This window comes from Patiriisocius sp. Uisw_017 (assembly GCF_047731265.1).
Taxonomy (GTDB): domain Bacteria; phylum Bacteroidota; class Bacteroidia; order Flavobacteriales; family Flavobacteriaceae; genus Patiriisocius.
The window spans coordinates 3,492,291-3,507,821 of sequence record NZ_CP159835.1 but is presented as its reverse complement, the minus strand read 5'-3'; the positions used below and the strand labels follow the sequence as shown (position 1 = coordinate 3,507,821).

Here is a 15,531-nt window from a genome sequence, read left to right as displayed (position 1 = left end):
GCTCTTAATTAAGCTATTTTTTTTGAGATACTCGAGGTCACACAGCTAATTTGTGGAATTATTCTTTTTACTGAGGTTAAAAAATATGAATGATGCGATTAGCCCTATAAATGAAAACGCTGCCAAGGCCAAGAAAAGGTATTGGTAACCAGTTTCGCTTTTCCAGCCGTCTAAGAAATAACCAATCATTGGACCCGCAAAAATATCTGGTGTGTAGCCTATAAAAGAAATAACACCCACAGCGGTACCTGTTAATGCTAATGGAATCTTTCCTTCCTGTAATACCGCAAAATAGAGAACCCTCGCGGCATAAACTCCAACAGCAGTAATGATAATGGTGACAAAGAAAAATAGGGAAGTGCTGTTGGGTAAAAGACCAGATACAAATAAAACAGCACCAATAATAGTAAGTAAAAAACCTAAGGTCAAATAAAGTGAAGCACGAGAACGGTCTGCTAGGAAACCAATACATACTCCAACCATGGGCCTAATAAATAATAGAAAAGTTCCGGTTTTTGCAGCTTCTACTTCGGTATAGTTCATTACTTCTCGTGCGTATAATGAGAAGATATCAGTTATTTTATATCCTACATAGGCACAAAGAATAATTATCATTAATAACCAGACGGAAGGAAGCTTTAAAACTGACTTGATATTCTCGATGGTAATTTTTTCTTTCAGTATTTCTTTTTCTTCTGTGGGATTTATTTTTAGAAAAAAGAAAACGATGATGCCTATAACCGCTACAATGACAGAAGATACCAGTACCACTTGATTAAAAGCTTCTGCACTGTTTGTTACTGTTTTAGCGGTCACTATTTGATTAACAAACGCAGCAAAAATAAGCACCCCAAGCAATCCAAAAAGTGCACCCACCAAGCCACGACCGCCATCTAAAAATCCAAATGCTTTTCCTTGATTTTTAGCGCCTCCCCATACACGGGTAGCTTTAATCATTCCAGCCCAAAACAAAAAAATGGTCGTAAATCCCCAATATCCATAGAGTATTTTTAAAGTAGCTAGGGAAGGAGTATTTGCATAAACGAGACCTCCAGCTGCAGTTAATACTAATGCACTTCCCATTAATTTTCTAGGAGCAAATTTATCGGCCAATGGACCTCCCACTAGATAGGAGCCTAAAGCAACGAGACCGTAAATAGAAAAGCAGTAGCCAATTTCGGTGTTGGTAATAGTAAACACCTCTAATACGGTAGCTCTAAATACACGCGCCAAAACAAAGGGGAGTATAAAGACAGCTTCGCCTGCTAAGATTAGCAGGACAATGTAATGAACAGGTTGTTTTGTTATTTTTGTGTCTATTTTTATAAGTTTAAACGTGTTCGTACCCTTTATTATTCAATACCTCATATATAGTAATAGGTTGCGATTTATTTCTTAACAAAACGCTTCCTATTTCTTCACACTTAAAAGAATCTTTTACTTTGTGGTAACAGTTCTCAGATATTACAATTTTGTTTTGCGGTATCTTGAAATCGTGCCGCTGTATTTACCGTATCACCAATTACTGTATAATCCAACCGTTTTAAACTTTTAGAACCAATATTTCTAGAAATCATTTCGCCACTTTTTATGCCAATGGAAACTTTGAGTTCAAAGTTGTGTGTATCATCTAGTGTAATCATTTTATTCACATATGCTACGGCTGCTTCTGCATCCATCGGGTAAATGACAAGAGCACCATCACTTTTTCCCCAATTTGCTAATAATGGGATATTTCCATGTATATTTCTGGGAAACTCCATTACAAAACCAAGGCGGGTTCCATCTCCTGAGGTCATTGCCTTCTCTATCGCTATAGCTTCTGTACGAATTCTTTGTAGTGCCCCATCAATTTCGAGTTCACGATTTTTTTCTACTAATTCTTTAGTGCGCCGTTGTATTGCTTCCCGTAGTTGTAAATTTTCAGCAGTTATTTGGTCGTAGCCAATGGTTTCTCCTTCTTGGGCTTTATTGTCTGGGGTAGAGTAGTGCTGATAGATAAATCTCCAGCCTTCTTTATTTTTTTGAAGCGCATTTGTAAACTGAAAGCGCTCATAGAAAATCCATTCTTTATCTTTTAAAAACCAAGCGTCAAACAAATGTGTTATAAAAATGAGTTCACCAAATTTTTCTACAATTTTGGTTTCATTACGAAGTTTCGTTTTTCCTGAAAGTTGCTCGGCAGTAGTTTTAAAGAAATTTGTGGTTTCGTTTCGGTTTAAAAATTCTTCGTTTGCGGTGGAACCAATAAAATGAAAGGCATCGTCAAAGTAAGAATCATAGGTTTTAACATCGCCATTAAGATCGCTATTTATCCAATGATCATAGACCTTAAGAATGTCTTGTTTTTCTTTTTTAGTGAGGTTCATTTATAGTTAGTTTAAAGTAGTCAATTTACACTATTTTTTTTGGATTTGAAATACGTATTAGTACCTGTTATTAGGCTGCTTTGTGGTTTTAGTTTTGAGTGTTTTATTTACTTCCCGCAATAAATGTGAGGCAGGGGCTTTGGTTCTGGATAGATTATTGGGATTTGAATGTAGTGAGATTGTTTGTTTGATTGTAAATCGCGGAATCACCCCTTCCGAAATCCTCCTTTCCCTGAAAAAAGGGGAAGGAGCCTAGATGGTTTGTTTGATTATATATTAGCTGTTGCTAAGGGAAAGGAGCTCCTAGATTTTTTGTTTCGTTTTAGATTCTTAATTTCCGATTTCTATTTTCTATTTTTAAAATATGTCACGTTGTCAGTCGATTTCTGTTGGCATAAACTTTGTCTTTTGTTAGTCGTCTTAGGATGGTTAATATTTTGGCTCTGCCTGATTATTTCCGCAGAAGGTAAAACACTAAATAACATTTAAAGTAAATATATTGATATGAGTAAAATAATTGGAATTGACTTAGGGACAACAAATTCGTGTGTTTCAGTAATGGAAGGTAGTGAGCCAACCGTAATCCCTAATGCTGAGGGAAAAAGAACAACCCCCTCTGTAATTGCATTTGTAGATGGTGGTGAGATTAAAGTAGGAGATCCTGCAAAAAGACAAGCGGTAACAAACCCAACAAAGACGGTTGCATCGATCAAACGTTTTATGGGGAACAAGTACTCTGAGTCTACAAGTGAAGCAGAACGCGCTGCTTATAAAGTAGTAAAAGGAGACAACGATACACCACGTGTGGATATCGACGGTCGTTTGTACACGCCTCAAGAATTGAGTGCGATGATTCTACAAAAAATGAAGAAAACGGCTGAAGATTACCTTGGCCAAGATGTAACACGTGCTGTAATTACAGTGCCTGCATATTTTAATGACAGCCAACGTCAAGCGACTAAAGAAGCTGGTGAGATTGCTGGATTAACGGTTGAGCGTATTATTAATGAGCCTACAGCGGCAGCATTAGCTTACGGTCTTGATAAGAAAAATACAGATCAGAAAATCGTAGTATTTGATTTTGGTGGAGGAACACACGATGTATCTATCCTTGAATTAGGAGACGGTGTATTTGAAGTACTTGCTACAGACGGTGATACGCACTTGGGTGGTGATGATGTAGATCAAAAAATCATTAACTGGTTAGCAGATGATTTTAAAAAGGAAAACGATTTGGATCTTCGTAAAGACCCAATGGCATTACAACGTTTAAAGGAAGCTGCTGAAAAAGCGAAGATTGAATTATCATCTTCTACACAATCTGAAATCAACTTGCCTTATGTTACTGCAACTGCAAGCGGACCTAAGCACCTTGTTAAAACATTAACACGTGCTAAGTTTGAGCAATTGATTGACGATTTAGTGAAAAGAACGATAGAGCCTTGTCAAACTGCAATGAAAGCTGCGGGTTTAACAAACAGTGATATTGATGAAGTAATTTTAGTAGGTGGATCTACGCGTATTCCTGCAGTACAGGAGGCAGTAGAGAAATTCTTTGGGAAAGCGCCAAATAAAGGGGTGAATCCTGATGAGGTAGTAGCGGTAGGTGCTGCAATCCAAGGAGGTGTATTGACGGGTGATGTAAAAGATGTATTGTTATTAGATGTAACTCCTCTTTCTTTAGGGATTGAGACTATGGGTAGTGTTATGACAAAATTGATTGAGTCTAACACAACCATTCCAACTAAGAAAAGCCAAGTATTCTCAACGGCGGCAGACAACCAGCCAAGTGTAGAGATTCACGTATTGCAAGGGGAACGCCCAATGGCAAATGACAACAAGACAATAGGACGTTTTCATTTAAGTGACATTCCACCAGCACAACGTGGAGTACCTCAAATTGAAGTAACTTTTGATATTGATGCTAACGGAATTATTAAAGTAAGTGCCGAAGATAAAGCAACGGGTAAGAAACAAGATATTCGTATTGAAGCTTCTTCTGGATTGACGGAAGAGGAAATTGCTAAAATGAAGCAAGAAGCAGAAGCAAATGCTGAATCTGATGCGAAAGCAAAAAAAGCGGCAGATAAAATCAACGAAGCGGATGGAATGATCTTCCAAACAGAAAAGCAGTTGAAAGAATTTGGCGATAAAATATCTGACGATAACAAGAAGCCAGTTGAAGATGCGCTTGTAGAATTGAAAGCAGCTTACGAAACTAAGAACGTAGATGCGATCACGCCAGCGCTTGATAAGATCAACGAAGCTTGGAAAGCAGCTAGCGAAGAGATGTACAAAGCACAGGCAGATGCGCAAGGTGGTGCTCCAACTGGAGAAGAACCAGCAGCAGACACAGGTTCAACAGAAACCGAGAATGCTGATGTTGAAGATGTAGATTTTGAAGAAGTGAAGTAATACTTTGGCTCCGCTGCATAGTAGGCGGGCTAAAAAATACAATCCCCAACCTATTTATTTAGGTTGGGGATTTTTTTGTGGGCTATTGTCAACGAGACCTGCTTTTTATAGCAGAGCGCGGCGCCTCTTTTTTAAATATTTTGTATTTTTTCTTGCGTCCTTACGGAAACCCGTAATGTATACTCCTGAGATCAAGATATATTTACCAGTAGCCGAAATCGTTATGTGAAATTAAAAATAAATTATTAAACAATGAAAAAAGCACTCATTCTTCTAGTTGTAATCACTTATCTATCACCTCAAAATTTAAAAGCGCAAAAAGACGGTGCTGCTGTTGCTGCTGTTGCCGTTGGACTGTTAGCTATTGGATCTGGAATTGCTGCGATAGAGCAAATGAAGGAGCAAGCAGAATTAACTGCAACGGAATGGTTTTTAACTAATCATCCTGAATACAATAAATTTTCACTTAAAACTTTAGACTTTAATGGTAAGAAATTAAAGGATATGTCTTCAACATCGGTAATAACCTTTAAAATAAGAGAATTTGAAATTAATGGAGATGAACTTGATTTAGGAAAAAAAATGGTCTTATTTGGTTTTACAAGTGCAGGATGGATTAATGAATATGGAATTGATTTCGACAAAGTAAGATGGTTTTTAATTGATAATAATGAGTGGATGAATATGATGACTGCATACTCAAAAGTTGCTTCAGGCGAAAAAAATGAAGACACTTTGCGACAGGCATTAAAAAATGGAAAGGTCGTAAATAAAGGAATTAAAGTAAAACAAGGAGAAGATATAGATTTCTACAGAATAAATGGAGATATGTATTTAGTAACAGAATACTCACCTGAAATGAAATTTATTTACAATGAACGTTCGCTAGGTATTTATTTAAATGAAACAATGAACTTGATTCAAATAGGACGTGGTGACTTAATTAAAATTCATAAATTCTTTTTTGATGAATAAATAGACCTACAACGCCTCGTAAAAGTAATTGCTTGGCGCCTAAATACTCTGAGAATCCTACTGGTTTCAATCTGGCTCGTACTTTATTTTACTTAGTTAATTGTACCAGTATCTATTGATACAAATACCCGTTGTAATAACCTAACTTAAATAAAAGACAAAAAAATAAACATTATGAAATTAGAAAAGATATTAGATAAACTAGGCTCCATAGAAAAAAATTCGTTTATCAAAATAATAGACAATATCATTTCTAAAAACCCAAAGAATCATAAGGAGATCGAGAAGCTTTTAAGCTCTTCAGACAAAGGTTTAAAATCGATCGACAATCAAAATATTTCTAAGATATTTTCGCTAACGGTAATCGAATTTCAAGAACACATAAAATGTGAATTTCAAGAGATTACATCTCAGTTGGATATTCTGATTGATATAATAATTCGTGATGGAAATTGCATTATCAAACAAGACTGGTTTTCGAGATTATATGAAAACGAAATCAAACATATAAAAGGTAGAATTAAATCGCTGAATGCAGATTTTGAAAACGACAAATCGGAGTTAAGTGCAGCACGAAAAAGAGATTATAAAATTTATAATGCGTGTTTGCATACAGCTTATCACAATGATATTGCAAACAATCGAGAAGCTAAAATAACAGCAGACGAGTTATCAATTATTTTAACACTTTCAAAGCAACTAGGACTTTCACAAGAAGAAGTGAAATTGATAAATTATTCAATCTTACCAATCAAAAAAATAGACATTCAGGATGTAATAAAAGGGCTTAAAAACATTGGTGTTATTTTCTACTCTAACAAGGAAAGTACAATTTACGTTGCAGACGAAATGGTTAGAATGTTACGTAAAATTAGAGAAAAAGAAGTTGCCGAAAAATTCTATCGCAGAACACTAAAGCTTTTAAGAGAACCAATAATAAATCAAATTGCACGAGAACACAATATTGATAGGAAATTATCATATTCTGAAAAAAGCGAGGAAATAATAAAAGAAGGTGTATCGTTTACAAAGCTACTTTTAGATGACATCTACAAGATAGGAAGTACATTAACAGAAAAGAAAAAAACTTTAAATGAACTATGTGAGAAAAGTTTGAATATCAAAAACCTAAAAGGAAGCACACTAGATGATAAAATAAGTAGTTTAATTCAATATTTTGAAAATATTGAACGTGATGAAAAGGTTGGAATTTCTTTAGATGGGTTTGATAAATTATTAACAGAATTAAACGTGTCTTTGCCTAAACTAAATGTGCAAATGAAAAACCAATTTGAGTTACAAAACGAATTTGTTCTCAATGCAGATTTCTTACTTGACTATAATATTAAACCTAGAGATATATTGGATTTACTTGTAAAAGAGGATATGACCCAATTCATAAAAGACAATGGGATTAAGCAGCGTGGAGATGATATTTTAAATATTCTCGAACATTATAAAGATGTTGAAAATTTATATTTAGAAAATTATGAAAATGTCGCTTACCGAAATCTGAACTTACTAAAAGAGAACGGAATTACAGTAAAGGAAAGTGAACTTGGAATCAAATTTGAAGATTTGACCAAAGGAATTTTTAAAAGTTTAGGCTTTAATGTTGATGATGTTTTCAAGAAGAATCTGAACACCAAAAAGGATATGATGGATATCCTTTTAAATTTGGATAACAACGAAATTATCATTGTAGAATGCAAAACAAGCAAAGAAAGAGGTTATAATAAATTTAGTTCTGTTTCAAGACAGTTAAAATCATATCAAAATTTAGCGCTCAAAAATGATTTGCGAATTGTGAAAATTTTGCTCGTTGCACCAGAGTTTAGTGATGATTTTGTAACGGACTGTGAAATGGATACAGAAATGAATTTGTCGCTTATTACCGCTTCTACCCTGTCAAATATTTCAGAGGCATTTAAAACATCAAAATACACAGAATTTCCACACGTTTTATTTCGAGATATAGTAATTAATGAGGAGCGCATTTTAAAAGCGTTGAGTAAATAATGAATTACATAAGTGCCCTAGTAAAGCATAAATATAATAGGGCTAAAAGCACTTAATTATCAAAGAGAAGACATAGCCTATAGAAAAGAATGTATACGCAAATATGGGCTTGGGATTGAATAAAACAGAATGAAGCCAAGGGGTAATACTCGCTAAAAAAGTCGATTTAATTACGAGTGTAATCGGTCGAGATGGAGAAGTTCATTCTGCAACAGCAATCGCAACAATTGCAAGATTATCAGGAGCGTTTTTACTCAAATCATTTGGACATAAAATTGAAGACGCAAAGCCAGGAACTGCTGTGCTTTCTCATCAAGCAAACGAAGAAGGACCTGAGTTAATTAATGTAATTGGCGCCGTTTTATCTAATTTAGGAGTGTCTGTTGACAATGACAAAATGGACTCCGCTGAAATACAAAAAACGGAACTCGATTTTTTACAATCTTTAAGTGCTACTCAAACAAAAGCAACCGAAGCAATGAAAAAGTACGGATTGAATGAAAAAGAAATGGCAGTATCTTGTGCAATGTCAACTGCCTTTTAATTCAACAATGTCAAAGCGATGTGGCAGTAGAATCTGTAATGAACACGGCGGTTTACGGGCTGGTTGAAGGCTCGAAAACTGTTCCGCCGAAAATGACTCAATCGACAACTGAACGGAAAAAATGGTATCAGTTCTGGTAAGCTGAATTTGAAAAATAAATGAATAAAACAACTGTCTACAACTGCTATATAGCTCATTAGTTGCTTCATATAAGTTAGAGCTTATTTACAGTGCTAATTTTCATATACGAGACTATTATACACCATTTGAAAAATTATACTTGCTGCAACAATAGCATCGTGATCAACAATCTATTAAGTCTTATTGATCGTTGTAGTTACCCTTTTAAACAATTTTAAAAATAAACACGAAAGTTACTGAACAATCACCTTAAAACTTTTTGCAGACTTCGCATCAGAAACCCTCAAAATATAAATGCCAGCAACTAAGTTTTGTTCTATTGATATTTGTGTGGTATCGGTATTAAAAACTTGACTGCTCAATTTTTTTCCTTCCACCGAAAAAAGATTTGTTGTGATTTGACCTACTCTCAAGGATTGATTGACCCCAACGGTAATTATATTTTGGACTGGGTTCTTTAATAGTTTAAAGGTGTCTTCCGTAGTAAAATCTTGGGTATTTAAAGCTCCATTTCTAATTTCGTCTATAGCAAACTGAGCACTTTCTTGTGTTACTGAAACGTGCGCTTCATTTACATCTGGAATAAAGGTATTCGCAAAAGGGGAGTTGCTCAAATCTGGTGCTGCATACCAGTCGCTTTCATTTTCAATAGCCAACGAACTTATGAGCGGGATAAAAGAGAATTCATCTTGTTGTAAGGCAGCAATAAAGGCTGCAATTAATGGATTCCCTGTTCCATCACCCAGGGCATTAGAGATGTTTGAGATACCTCCTGGAGCACTATCTGGGCCATCAGTTTCAGCCGTAGCTGCGCCAGTCGCACTAAAAGTTTGAACAGGAATTACGGTAAAAAATGTGTCAAAACGCGTTACTTCTATTGTTTGCGATGCTGGTGGCATAAAATGCAATTCTACTTCGGCTGTTAGATTGCTGCCTAAATCTAAGGTAGTATCAACAATTTGCATCCCAGGAGTTCCAATGGTAGTTCCTAAGCCACTTCCATTTACCATTGCTATGTTTCTAACATTTTGAGGAAAGCCCAAAGCGTCTAGCTCTGCTTGAAAAGCATCCCTAAAACCTGGAGCTCCCGCTGGTAAAACCGAAGCTGGGTCTTGTTCAAAATCTGAGCCCGGGAGTAAATGTGCGTTTAAATGATCTACTAGCATTTCTTTTCCAGCAGCACTGTTAAGCAATTGATCAACTGCTTGTTGTGCTAAAGGGTCGCCACTTTGTACCGCAAGGTAATTAACGAGATATTGAATACTCATAGGCACGTTAGCTCCTTTGTGCGGTGCATCAAAAGAAAGGTATAAACGAGTGTCTGGATCGAAACTATTTTGCTCCATATATGTCAAACCATAACGTGCGATTAACCCCCCCATACTTGGTCCTAAGACTACAAGTTGTTCTTCTCCCACTTTTTCGGTATTCAAAAAATTAATAAGTTCTATTAAAACCATCGCGTTGCGTTGCACATAATCGCCGCCACCATCTATTTCAACACCTTCTGAAATATAAGTGGGTGCGTTGAGTACTACGATGTCAAATCCTTCATCTCTTAAAATGTCTGCCATATTTTGGCCATCAAATTCTAAACTATTATAAAGTCCGTTGATATCTCTTCTGTCTCCAGGATCAAAACCATCTAATATAATAATGGGCTTATCTAAAATGCCTGTGGTATTGTCTAAGAATATTTCATATTCGCCTTGACCAAAAAATGGCTGTGTTTCATCATACCCCTGATATGCTATGGTTGCGGTAATAGATTCAACAACTTGTTGTTCGCGAACAGGCGTGTTATCAATGCTGCCTAAAAGGGAAACTTGTGCATTTATGGTTCCTGTAAAAAACGTTATTAATAGTAGGTAAAAGATTTTCATAATGTTATTTATTATTGGGGTAATATAAGTGTTTACGCTGTAATTTAAAAGTCACAACGTTTATTAAAATGATTTGTAGTTACAACTAAATTAAAAATATTTTTCGAAACATACGCTATTTTCCTTTCCTACATATTGCCCATAGTTTGATATAGCAGTGTAGCCAGCATCAGTATATAACGCTATTGCATTGGGTTGGCGTTTCCCAGTTTCTAAAATACATTTCTTGTATCCTAATTCTTTAGCCCAAGTTTCTAGGGCAGTTAAATTTTTTGAAGCAAGACCTTTCCGCCTAAAGGCCGTTGTTGTAAACATTCGTTTAACTTCCATTGTGGTACTCGTATATTCTTTAATAGCGCCACAAGAAGCAGGAATATTATCTACATAAACAATGACAGCGTGCAAAACATCTTCAACCCCGTTAAACTGATTATAAAAACCATGCTCATCACCATCAGAAAAAGCAAGATCTTTATCTAACGAAATAATAAGCTGTTTGAAATCTTCGTTTTTTGGGGACGTTCTTTGGATATATATCATAAGTAAATAAAGTACTAAAGATACCTATTTATAGGTGATTATCTTTGCTGTACCTAAGTAATAATTACAATGTGTCTAATAGGTCTAATACTATTAAAATTAAGGAGGGATATAACTCTGATCTTTATTTTCTTTTATAACTTATAAAAGTTCTGAGCATAAAAGACCTTCTGGATTAAACCAGGGCGCTATTTTAAATTCTTTTCCTAACAGCAATCGTTTTTAGTAAATATTTTCTTTTTAGTCATTGAATGATTCAATAAACTTTCCAGCCTTAACCTATAGCGTAAAAAGATTGTTATGACAGTCTGTTGTAATGTCTATTCCTAAATCAGGATTTGGATCGATTTTCAAGAAATCATAGTTAATAAATCAAGATTGAAAACTGACGGAACACAAAACTAAACCACGTCTTTGTTCTTATGTATCTTCCTATGCATCTGTATTGACAGCAAACAATAGCAGAAGTAGTATCGTTATTTGATAATAAAATTTCATTTGTTTTAATTATAAGATATAAAAAAGGCTCCCAATTTATAGAAGCCTTTCGATAATAAAGAGTTTAGTGAGGTCTTACTTAATAACAAGTTTTTGAGTTAAGGAAGTTCCGTTATTATTCATTTTTATTAAATAGATACCGGTATTCCAAGAAGAAACATCTATGGTTGGATTGTTATTTACATTTTTAATTTTAGCTGTTTTTCTTCCTTGGAGATCATAAATTACAATACGCGTATCGGCCGTTGTTTGGTATGTGTTAATAGTAATTTCTTGATTGGCTGGGTTTGGAAAAAAGGTAAATGATACGTCGTTGTTTTCGGTTACGCTAAAAATATTCCAACGATCCTCAGCGGGTTCGCCTCCCCATATAATAGTTGCCAAGTATGGATTGTCAATAAATGGATTTCGGTTTCCGTAGGCGCTTTCTAAATAGTTGTTGCGTTGATCTTCAAAAGCAGTATCTACGGGATCTTCGACATTCCATTGTAAGTAAATTTGCAACATATCATTTCCGCTTTGCGGAGTTCCTTCGGCATTTAGAGACGGTAAGCATCTATTTCCGTAACGTGTGTACATGTACATCATCATCCTTGCAACGTCGCCCTTCCATTCGTCTCCAGGGTACCAGTTTCCACTTCCTACATTTCCTGCATTTCCTGAACCAGCTGCAAATTTCTTACTGCCCTTATTATTGTTCATTTGCTGGTCGCTTGGTCTTAAATTGTGGGGGTCTGCTCCAATTCCTGTAGTACTGTTATTTACGCTTCCCATTGATGGGTTAGAATTGCTACGTGCAAAAGTATGTTCCCGATTGTACTCGCAGCTAACACCTCCAAAGTCATCTTTATCACGACTGCGTTGTGTGGTGCAATTGGCATCATTATGTCCATAAATTAAAAGGACATTATTGCTATTTGCTGGATCTTTATCAGTGATTTTCATGGTATCTCTCACATCTCCATAATTAAATGTGTTGTTAGAGATATTTATTTTTTGTTGGAGTTCATTATACAACGCCTGTCCTGTTAATATTATATCAACATCGCTATAATAGGATTGCTGCGCATTTGAAGTGCCTGCGACAACAACGAAAATAAAAAGCAGTATTTTCTTCATAATATTCTTCGTCTAATTTTTCTTTAGAAGGCCTATATAAAAGCCATCAAAACCTGATTGTGAGGGTAGTATTTTTTCTTCTCTTACAAATGTAAAATCTTTTCCTTCGTCACGTTTTAAGAATGCTTTAATTTGGTTTTCGTTTTCGCTAGGTAAAATAGAGCAGGTTGCATATACTAATTCTCCGCCTGGCTTCACCATTCTAGAATAAGAGTTTAATAATTCTATTTGAGTTTGTTTTATTTCTTCAATAAAATCAGGAGACATTTTCCATTTTGTATCTGGATTCCTTCTTAAAACACCTAATCCAGTGCAGGGTGCATCTATCAAAACTTTATCTCCTTTTCCCACGAGTTTTTTAATGACTTTAGGGGAATCTATAACACGTGTTTCTATATTGTGAATTCCGTTTCTACGCGCACGTCTTTTGAGTTCGGTGAGCTTGTTGTCATAAATATCCATTGCCACAACCTGTCCCTTGTTTTCCATAAGACTGGCAATGTGAAGTGTTTTTCCTCCTGCTCCTGCACAAGCATCAATAATTCGCATTCCCGGTTTTGGGTCTAGCATTTTAGCTACTTTTTGTGAAGATGCATCTTGTACTTCAAAGAAACCCTTTTTAAAAGCATCGCTTGTAAAAACGTTGGTTCGCTCCTTTAGTTTTAATGCTTGCGGATATCCTTTGATGGTCTCAGTAGCAATTTCTAGATCGGACAGTTCGTTTTGAACTTCTTGAACGGTTGCTTTTATAGTATTAACCCTAAGAACAACATCTGCTTGTTTGTTAAGCGCGGCAATTTCCTTATCCCATTTTTTACCGAGTTCTTTTACTCCTAATTCGTCCAACCAATCTGGAATAGATTCTCGTAGCTTTCGAGTTTTTGAAAGTTCATCAAAACGACCTTTAATACGTCGGGTAGGGGTGTCTTCAAACTGAGGCCAATCCGGAATTTTAATCCCGTTTAGTGTGCACCAAACCGTGAACATTCTAAAAAGATTGCCGCGATCAAAAGGTTCTTTTACTTCAGCAATTTCTGCATAAAGTCTTTTCCATCGAACAATATCGTAGGTAGTTTCAGCAATAAAACCACGGTCACGAGAACCCCAGCGTTTATCTCTTTTGAGTGTATTTCTTAAAACTTTATCGGCTTGCTTCTGTTCATTAAAGATAAGGTGTAACGAATCTATTGCAGCAAAAACTAGGTTGCGGTGTAATCTCATTTTGAGGTTTTAATAGTTTAAGGTACTTGTATTTGCTTTTCAAAAGCGTATCAAAAAACACATCATTACCTGCTGCAAATGTAATCTATTAGCCACGAATTGTTTTCCTTACATTTGCAAAAAAAAATAGATTTATTGAAATGCTCAATACGCTGTTTTAAATTACTGAAGAAGTTTAATTTGAACATTCCATTTACCTAAGCCTCAACTATTTTATTAATATGAAACATGCTTTTTTTGCAATTGTAATACTAATTTTACTTTTTTCCTGTAGCAACCAAGAGAAAAAGGTTTTTTCCAGCGTTACAATCACACCCGTATTTAATGATAGTGTGAGCGTGCGAGCTATTGCACCAGAGGATGTGAACGGGGTTTGGTTTGCTGCTAATAAGGGCGCTGTTGGTTTAATTGATGGTACAACACCTAAAATCGCTACGATACGGTATCAAGATTCTATATTGAATTTTAGAGCGATTGCTCGAACAAAGCAGTCAGTTTTTGTTTTGAGTATCGAATCTCCAGCAGTATTGTACAAAATGAATATTGAAAATAAAGAAGCCAAAGACATCAAAGAAGTATATGTAGAAGAAGGTGAGGGCGTTTTTTATGACGCTATTAATTTTTGGAATGATACTGAAGGGATTGCAATGGGGGATCCTATTGGTGGATGTCTGTCTATTATTATAACTAGAGATAGTGGTGAAACTTGGCAAAAACTCAACTGCACAAAACTACCTAAAACAACAAAGGGAGAAGCAGCTTTTGCAGCAAGTAATACTAATATTGCTATACAAGGTGATCATACGTGGATTGCATCGGGAGGAAAAGCAGCACGTGTTTTTTACTCACCAGACAAAGGTACTTCTTGGGAAGTGTTTAATACGCCTATTATTCAGGGTGATGTAATGACGGGTATCTATAGTGTAGATTTTTATGATGAAAAAACAGGAGTTATTTTCGGCGGAAATTGGGAAGACAAAGATTTTAACGAAGGGAATAAAGCAATCACCAATGACGGGGGTAAAACCTGGAATTTATTAAGTAATGGAACGGGTCCTGGTTATAGATCGTGTGTGCAATTTATTCCGGGTACTAATGGAAAGGGATTAGTGGCAGTAGGTTCCCCAGGAATTTCTTATAGTAGTGATCAAGGAAAATCTTGGGTGGAATTATCCAAAGAAGGATTCTATGCAATTTCTTTTGTAAATGATTCTGTTGCATTTGCGAGTGGTAACAATAGGATTGCCAGATTGGTTTTTGAATAACATAAATATCCCCCCACATTTATTGTGGGGGGATGTTTTTTTGCTGTTCTATCTATCGCATACCCTTAGGCCTGTTATCATGGTTTTCACGATTTTTTGGCCTCTGATCTTCACGATCTCCTCGACTGTAACGTTTTAGCAGCCCTTTTTTGAAATCTTGCTCTGTTTTTTCAAGCTTTATTATTTTTTGAGGAGAAATAACTCCACGCAAAGATTTTATTAGTTTTTTTTCCTTCTCTAGCATTTGAGTCTTCATCGCCAAGTGGCTTTCAATCAAGGAATTTGCTTCTGCATCGCTAAGTGCATCTGCACCATTTTCTTTTAGTTTACCAAATACTTCAGTACGTTCTTTTTTGCGAAGTTTTTGCACCTCCTTTTCATGTTGATTGTAAATGGGCCAAAACTTTTCAGCTTCACTAGGAGTAAGATCTAATTTTTCAGTAATGAAGGCAGTTTTATGTGCTTTTATCTTCTCATATTTTCTCTCTTGTGCGTTTATTCCTAATGAGACAAGGAATAGTAATAAGGCTATATTTTTCATC

Annotated in this window: 12 protein-coding genes; 5 read left to right on the top strand and 7 right to left on the bottom strand. The window is 35.6% G+C overall.

The window, feature by feature from the left end; all coding sequences use genetic code 11:
- Nucleotides 1–45: 45 nt before the first annotated feature.
- Nucleotides 46–1,320, bottom strand: a complete 1,275-nt coding sequence (locus ABXT67_RS15910) for an MFS transporter (RefSeq protein ID WP_415377020.1) — start codon at nucleotides 1,318–1,320, stop codon at nucleotides 46–48.
- A 137-nt stretch (nucleotides 1,321–1,457) separates the two neighbouring features.
- Nucleotides 1,458–2,369: a nuclear transport factor 2 family protein gene (locus ABXT67_RS15905; protein ID WP_415375012.1), complete on the bottom strand. Its 912-nt coding sequence runs from the start codon at nucleotides 2,367–2,369 to the stop codon at nucleotides 1,458–1,460.
- A gap of 504 nt (nucleotides 2,370–2,873) precedes the next feature.
- On the opposite strand from ABXT67_RS15905, the gene dnaK reads away from it, so the two are divergent.
- The 4 genes from dnaK to ABXT67_RS15885 all read left to right on the top strand — a co-directional run bounded on the left by dnaK (nucleotide 2,874) and on the right by ABXT67_RS15885 (nucleotide 8,322).
- Complete coding sequence (gene dnaK, locus ABXT67_RS15900) at nucleotides 2,874–4,784, top strand: molecular chaperone DnaK (protein ID WP_415375011.1); 1,911 nt, start codon at nucleotides 2,874–2,876, stop codon at nucleotides 4,782–4,784.
- A gap of 252 nt (nucleotides 4,785–5,036) precedes the next feature.
- Entirely contained in the window at nucleotides 5,037–5,759 is a 723-nt protein-coding gene (locus tag ABXT67_RS15895; RefSeq protein ID WP_415375010.1) for a hypothetical protein, read from the top strand.
- Between the two features lie 174 nt (nucleotides 5,760–5,933).
- A complete protein-coding gene (locus ABXT67_RS15890; protein ID WP_415375009.1) occupies nucleotides 5,934–7,778 on the top strand; it encodes a hypothetical protein in 1,845 nt (614 codons plus the stop codon).
- A gap of 301 nt (nucleotides 7,779–8,079) precedes the next feature.
- The gene (locus ABXT67_RS15885; RefSeq protein ID WP_415375008.1) at nucleotides 8,080–8,322 is read left to right on the top strand and encodes a hypothetical protein; all 243 of its coding nucleotides are present in this window, start codon (nucleotides 8,080–8,082) and stop codon (nucleotides 8,320–8,322) included.
- Nucleotides 8,323–8,696: 374 nt separating this feature from the next.
- Here ABXT67_RS15885 and ABXT67_RS15880 read toward each other — a convergent pair whose 3' ends face one another.
- The 4 genes from ABXT67_RS15880 to ABXT67_RS15865 all read right to left on the bottom strand — a co-directional run bounded on the left by ABXT67_RS15880 (nucleotide 8,697) and on the right by ABXT67_RS15865 (nucleotide 13,724).
- Nucleotides 8,697–10,346 (bottom strand): T9SS type A sorting domain-containing protein, encoded by a 1,650-nt coding sequence (locus tag ABXT67_RS15880; RefSeq protein ID WP_415375007.1) that lies wholly within the window; start codon nucleotides 10,344–10,346, stop codon nucleotides 8,697–8,699.
- A 90-nt stretch (nucleotides 10,347–10,436) separates the two neighbouring features.
- A complete protein-coding gene (locus tag ABXT67_RS15875) occupies nucleotides 10,437–10,886 on the bottom strand; it encodes a GNAT family N-acetyltransferase (protein WP_415375006.1) in 450 nt (149 codons plus the stop codon).
- 573 nt (nucleotides 10,887–11,459) lie between these two features.
- Nucleotides 11,460–12,503, bottom strand: a complete 1,044-nt coding sequence (locus ABXT67_RS15870; RefSeq protein WP_415375005.1) for an endonuclease — start codon at nucleotides 12,501–12,503, stop codon at nucleotides 11,460–11,462.
- 12 nt (nucleotides 12,504–12,515) lie between these two features.
- On the bottom strand, nucleotides 12,516–13,724 hold the full coding sequence (locus ABXT67_RS15865; RefSeq protein WP_415375004.1) for an RsmB/NOP family class I SAM-dependent RNA methyltransferase: 1,209 nt from the start codon (nucleotides 13,722–13,724) through the stop codon (nucleotides 12,516–12,518).
- Nucleotides 13,725–13,945: 221 nt separating this feature from the next.
- Here ABXT67_RS15865 and ABXT67_RS15860 point away from each other — a divergent pair, with 221 nt between their 5' ends.
- Entirely contained in the window at nucleotides 13,946–14,989 is a 1,044-nt protein-coding gene (locus tag ABXT67_RS15860; protein ID WP_415375003.1) for a WD40/YVTN/BNR-like repeat-containing protein, read from the top strand.
- Between the two features lie 52 nt (nucleotides 14,990–15,041).
- Here ABXT67_RS15860 and ABXT67_RS15855 read toward each other — a convergent pair whose 3' ends face one another.
- Nucleotides 15,042–15,530, bottom strand: coding sequence for a hypothetical protein (locus ABXT67_RS15855; protein ID WP_415375002.1), 489 nt, complete (start codon nucleotides 15,528–15,530; stop codon nucleotides 15,042–15,044).
- Nucleotide 15,531 lies beyond the last annotated feature (1 nt).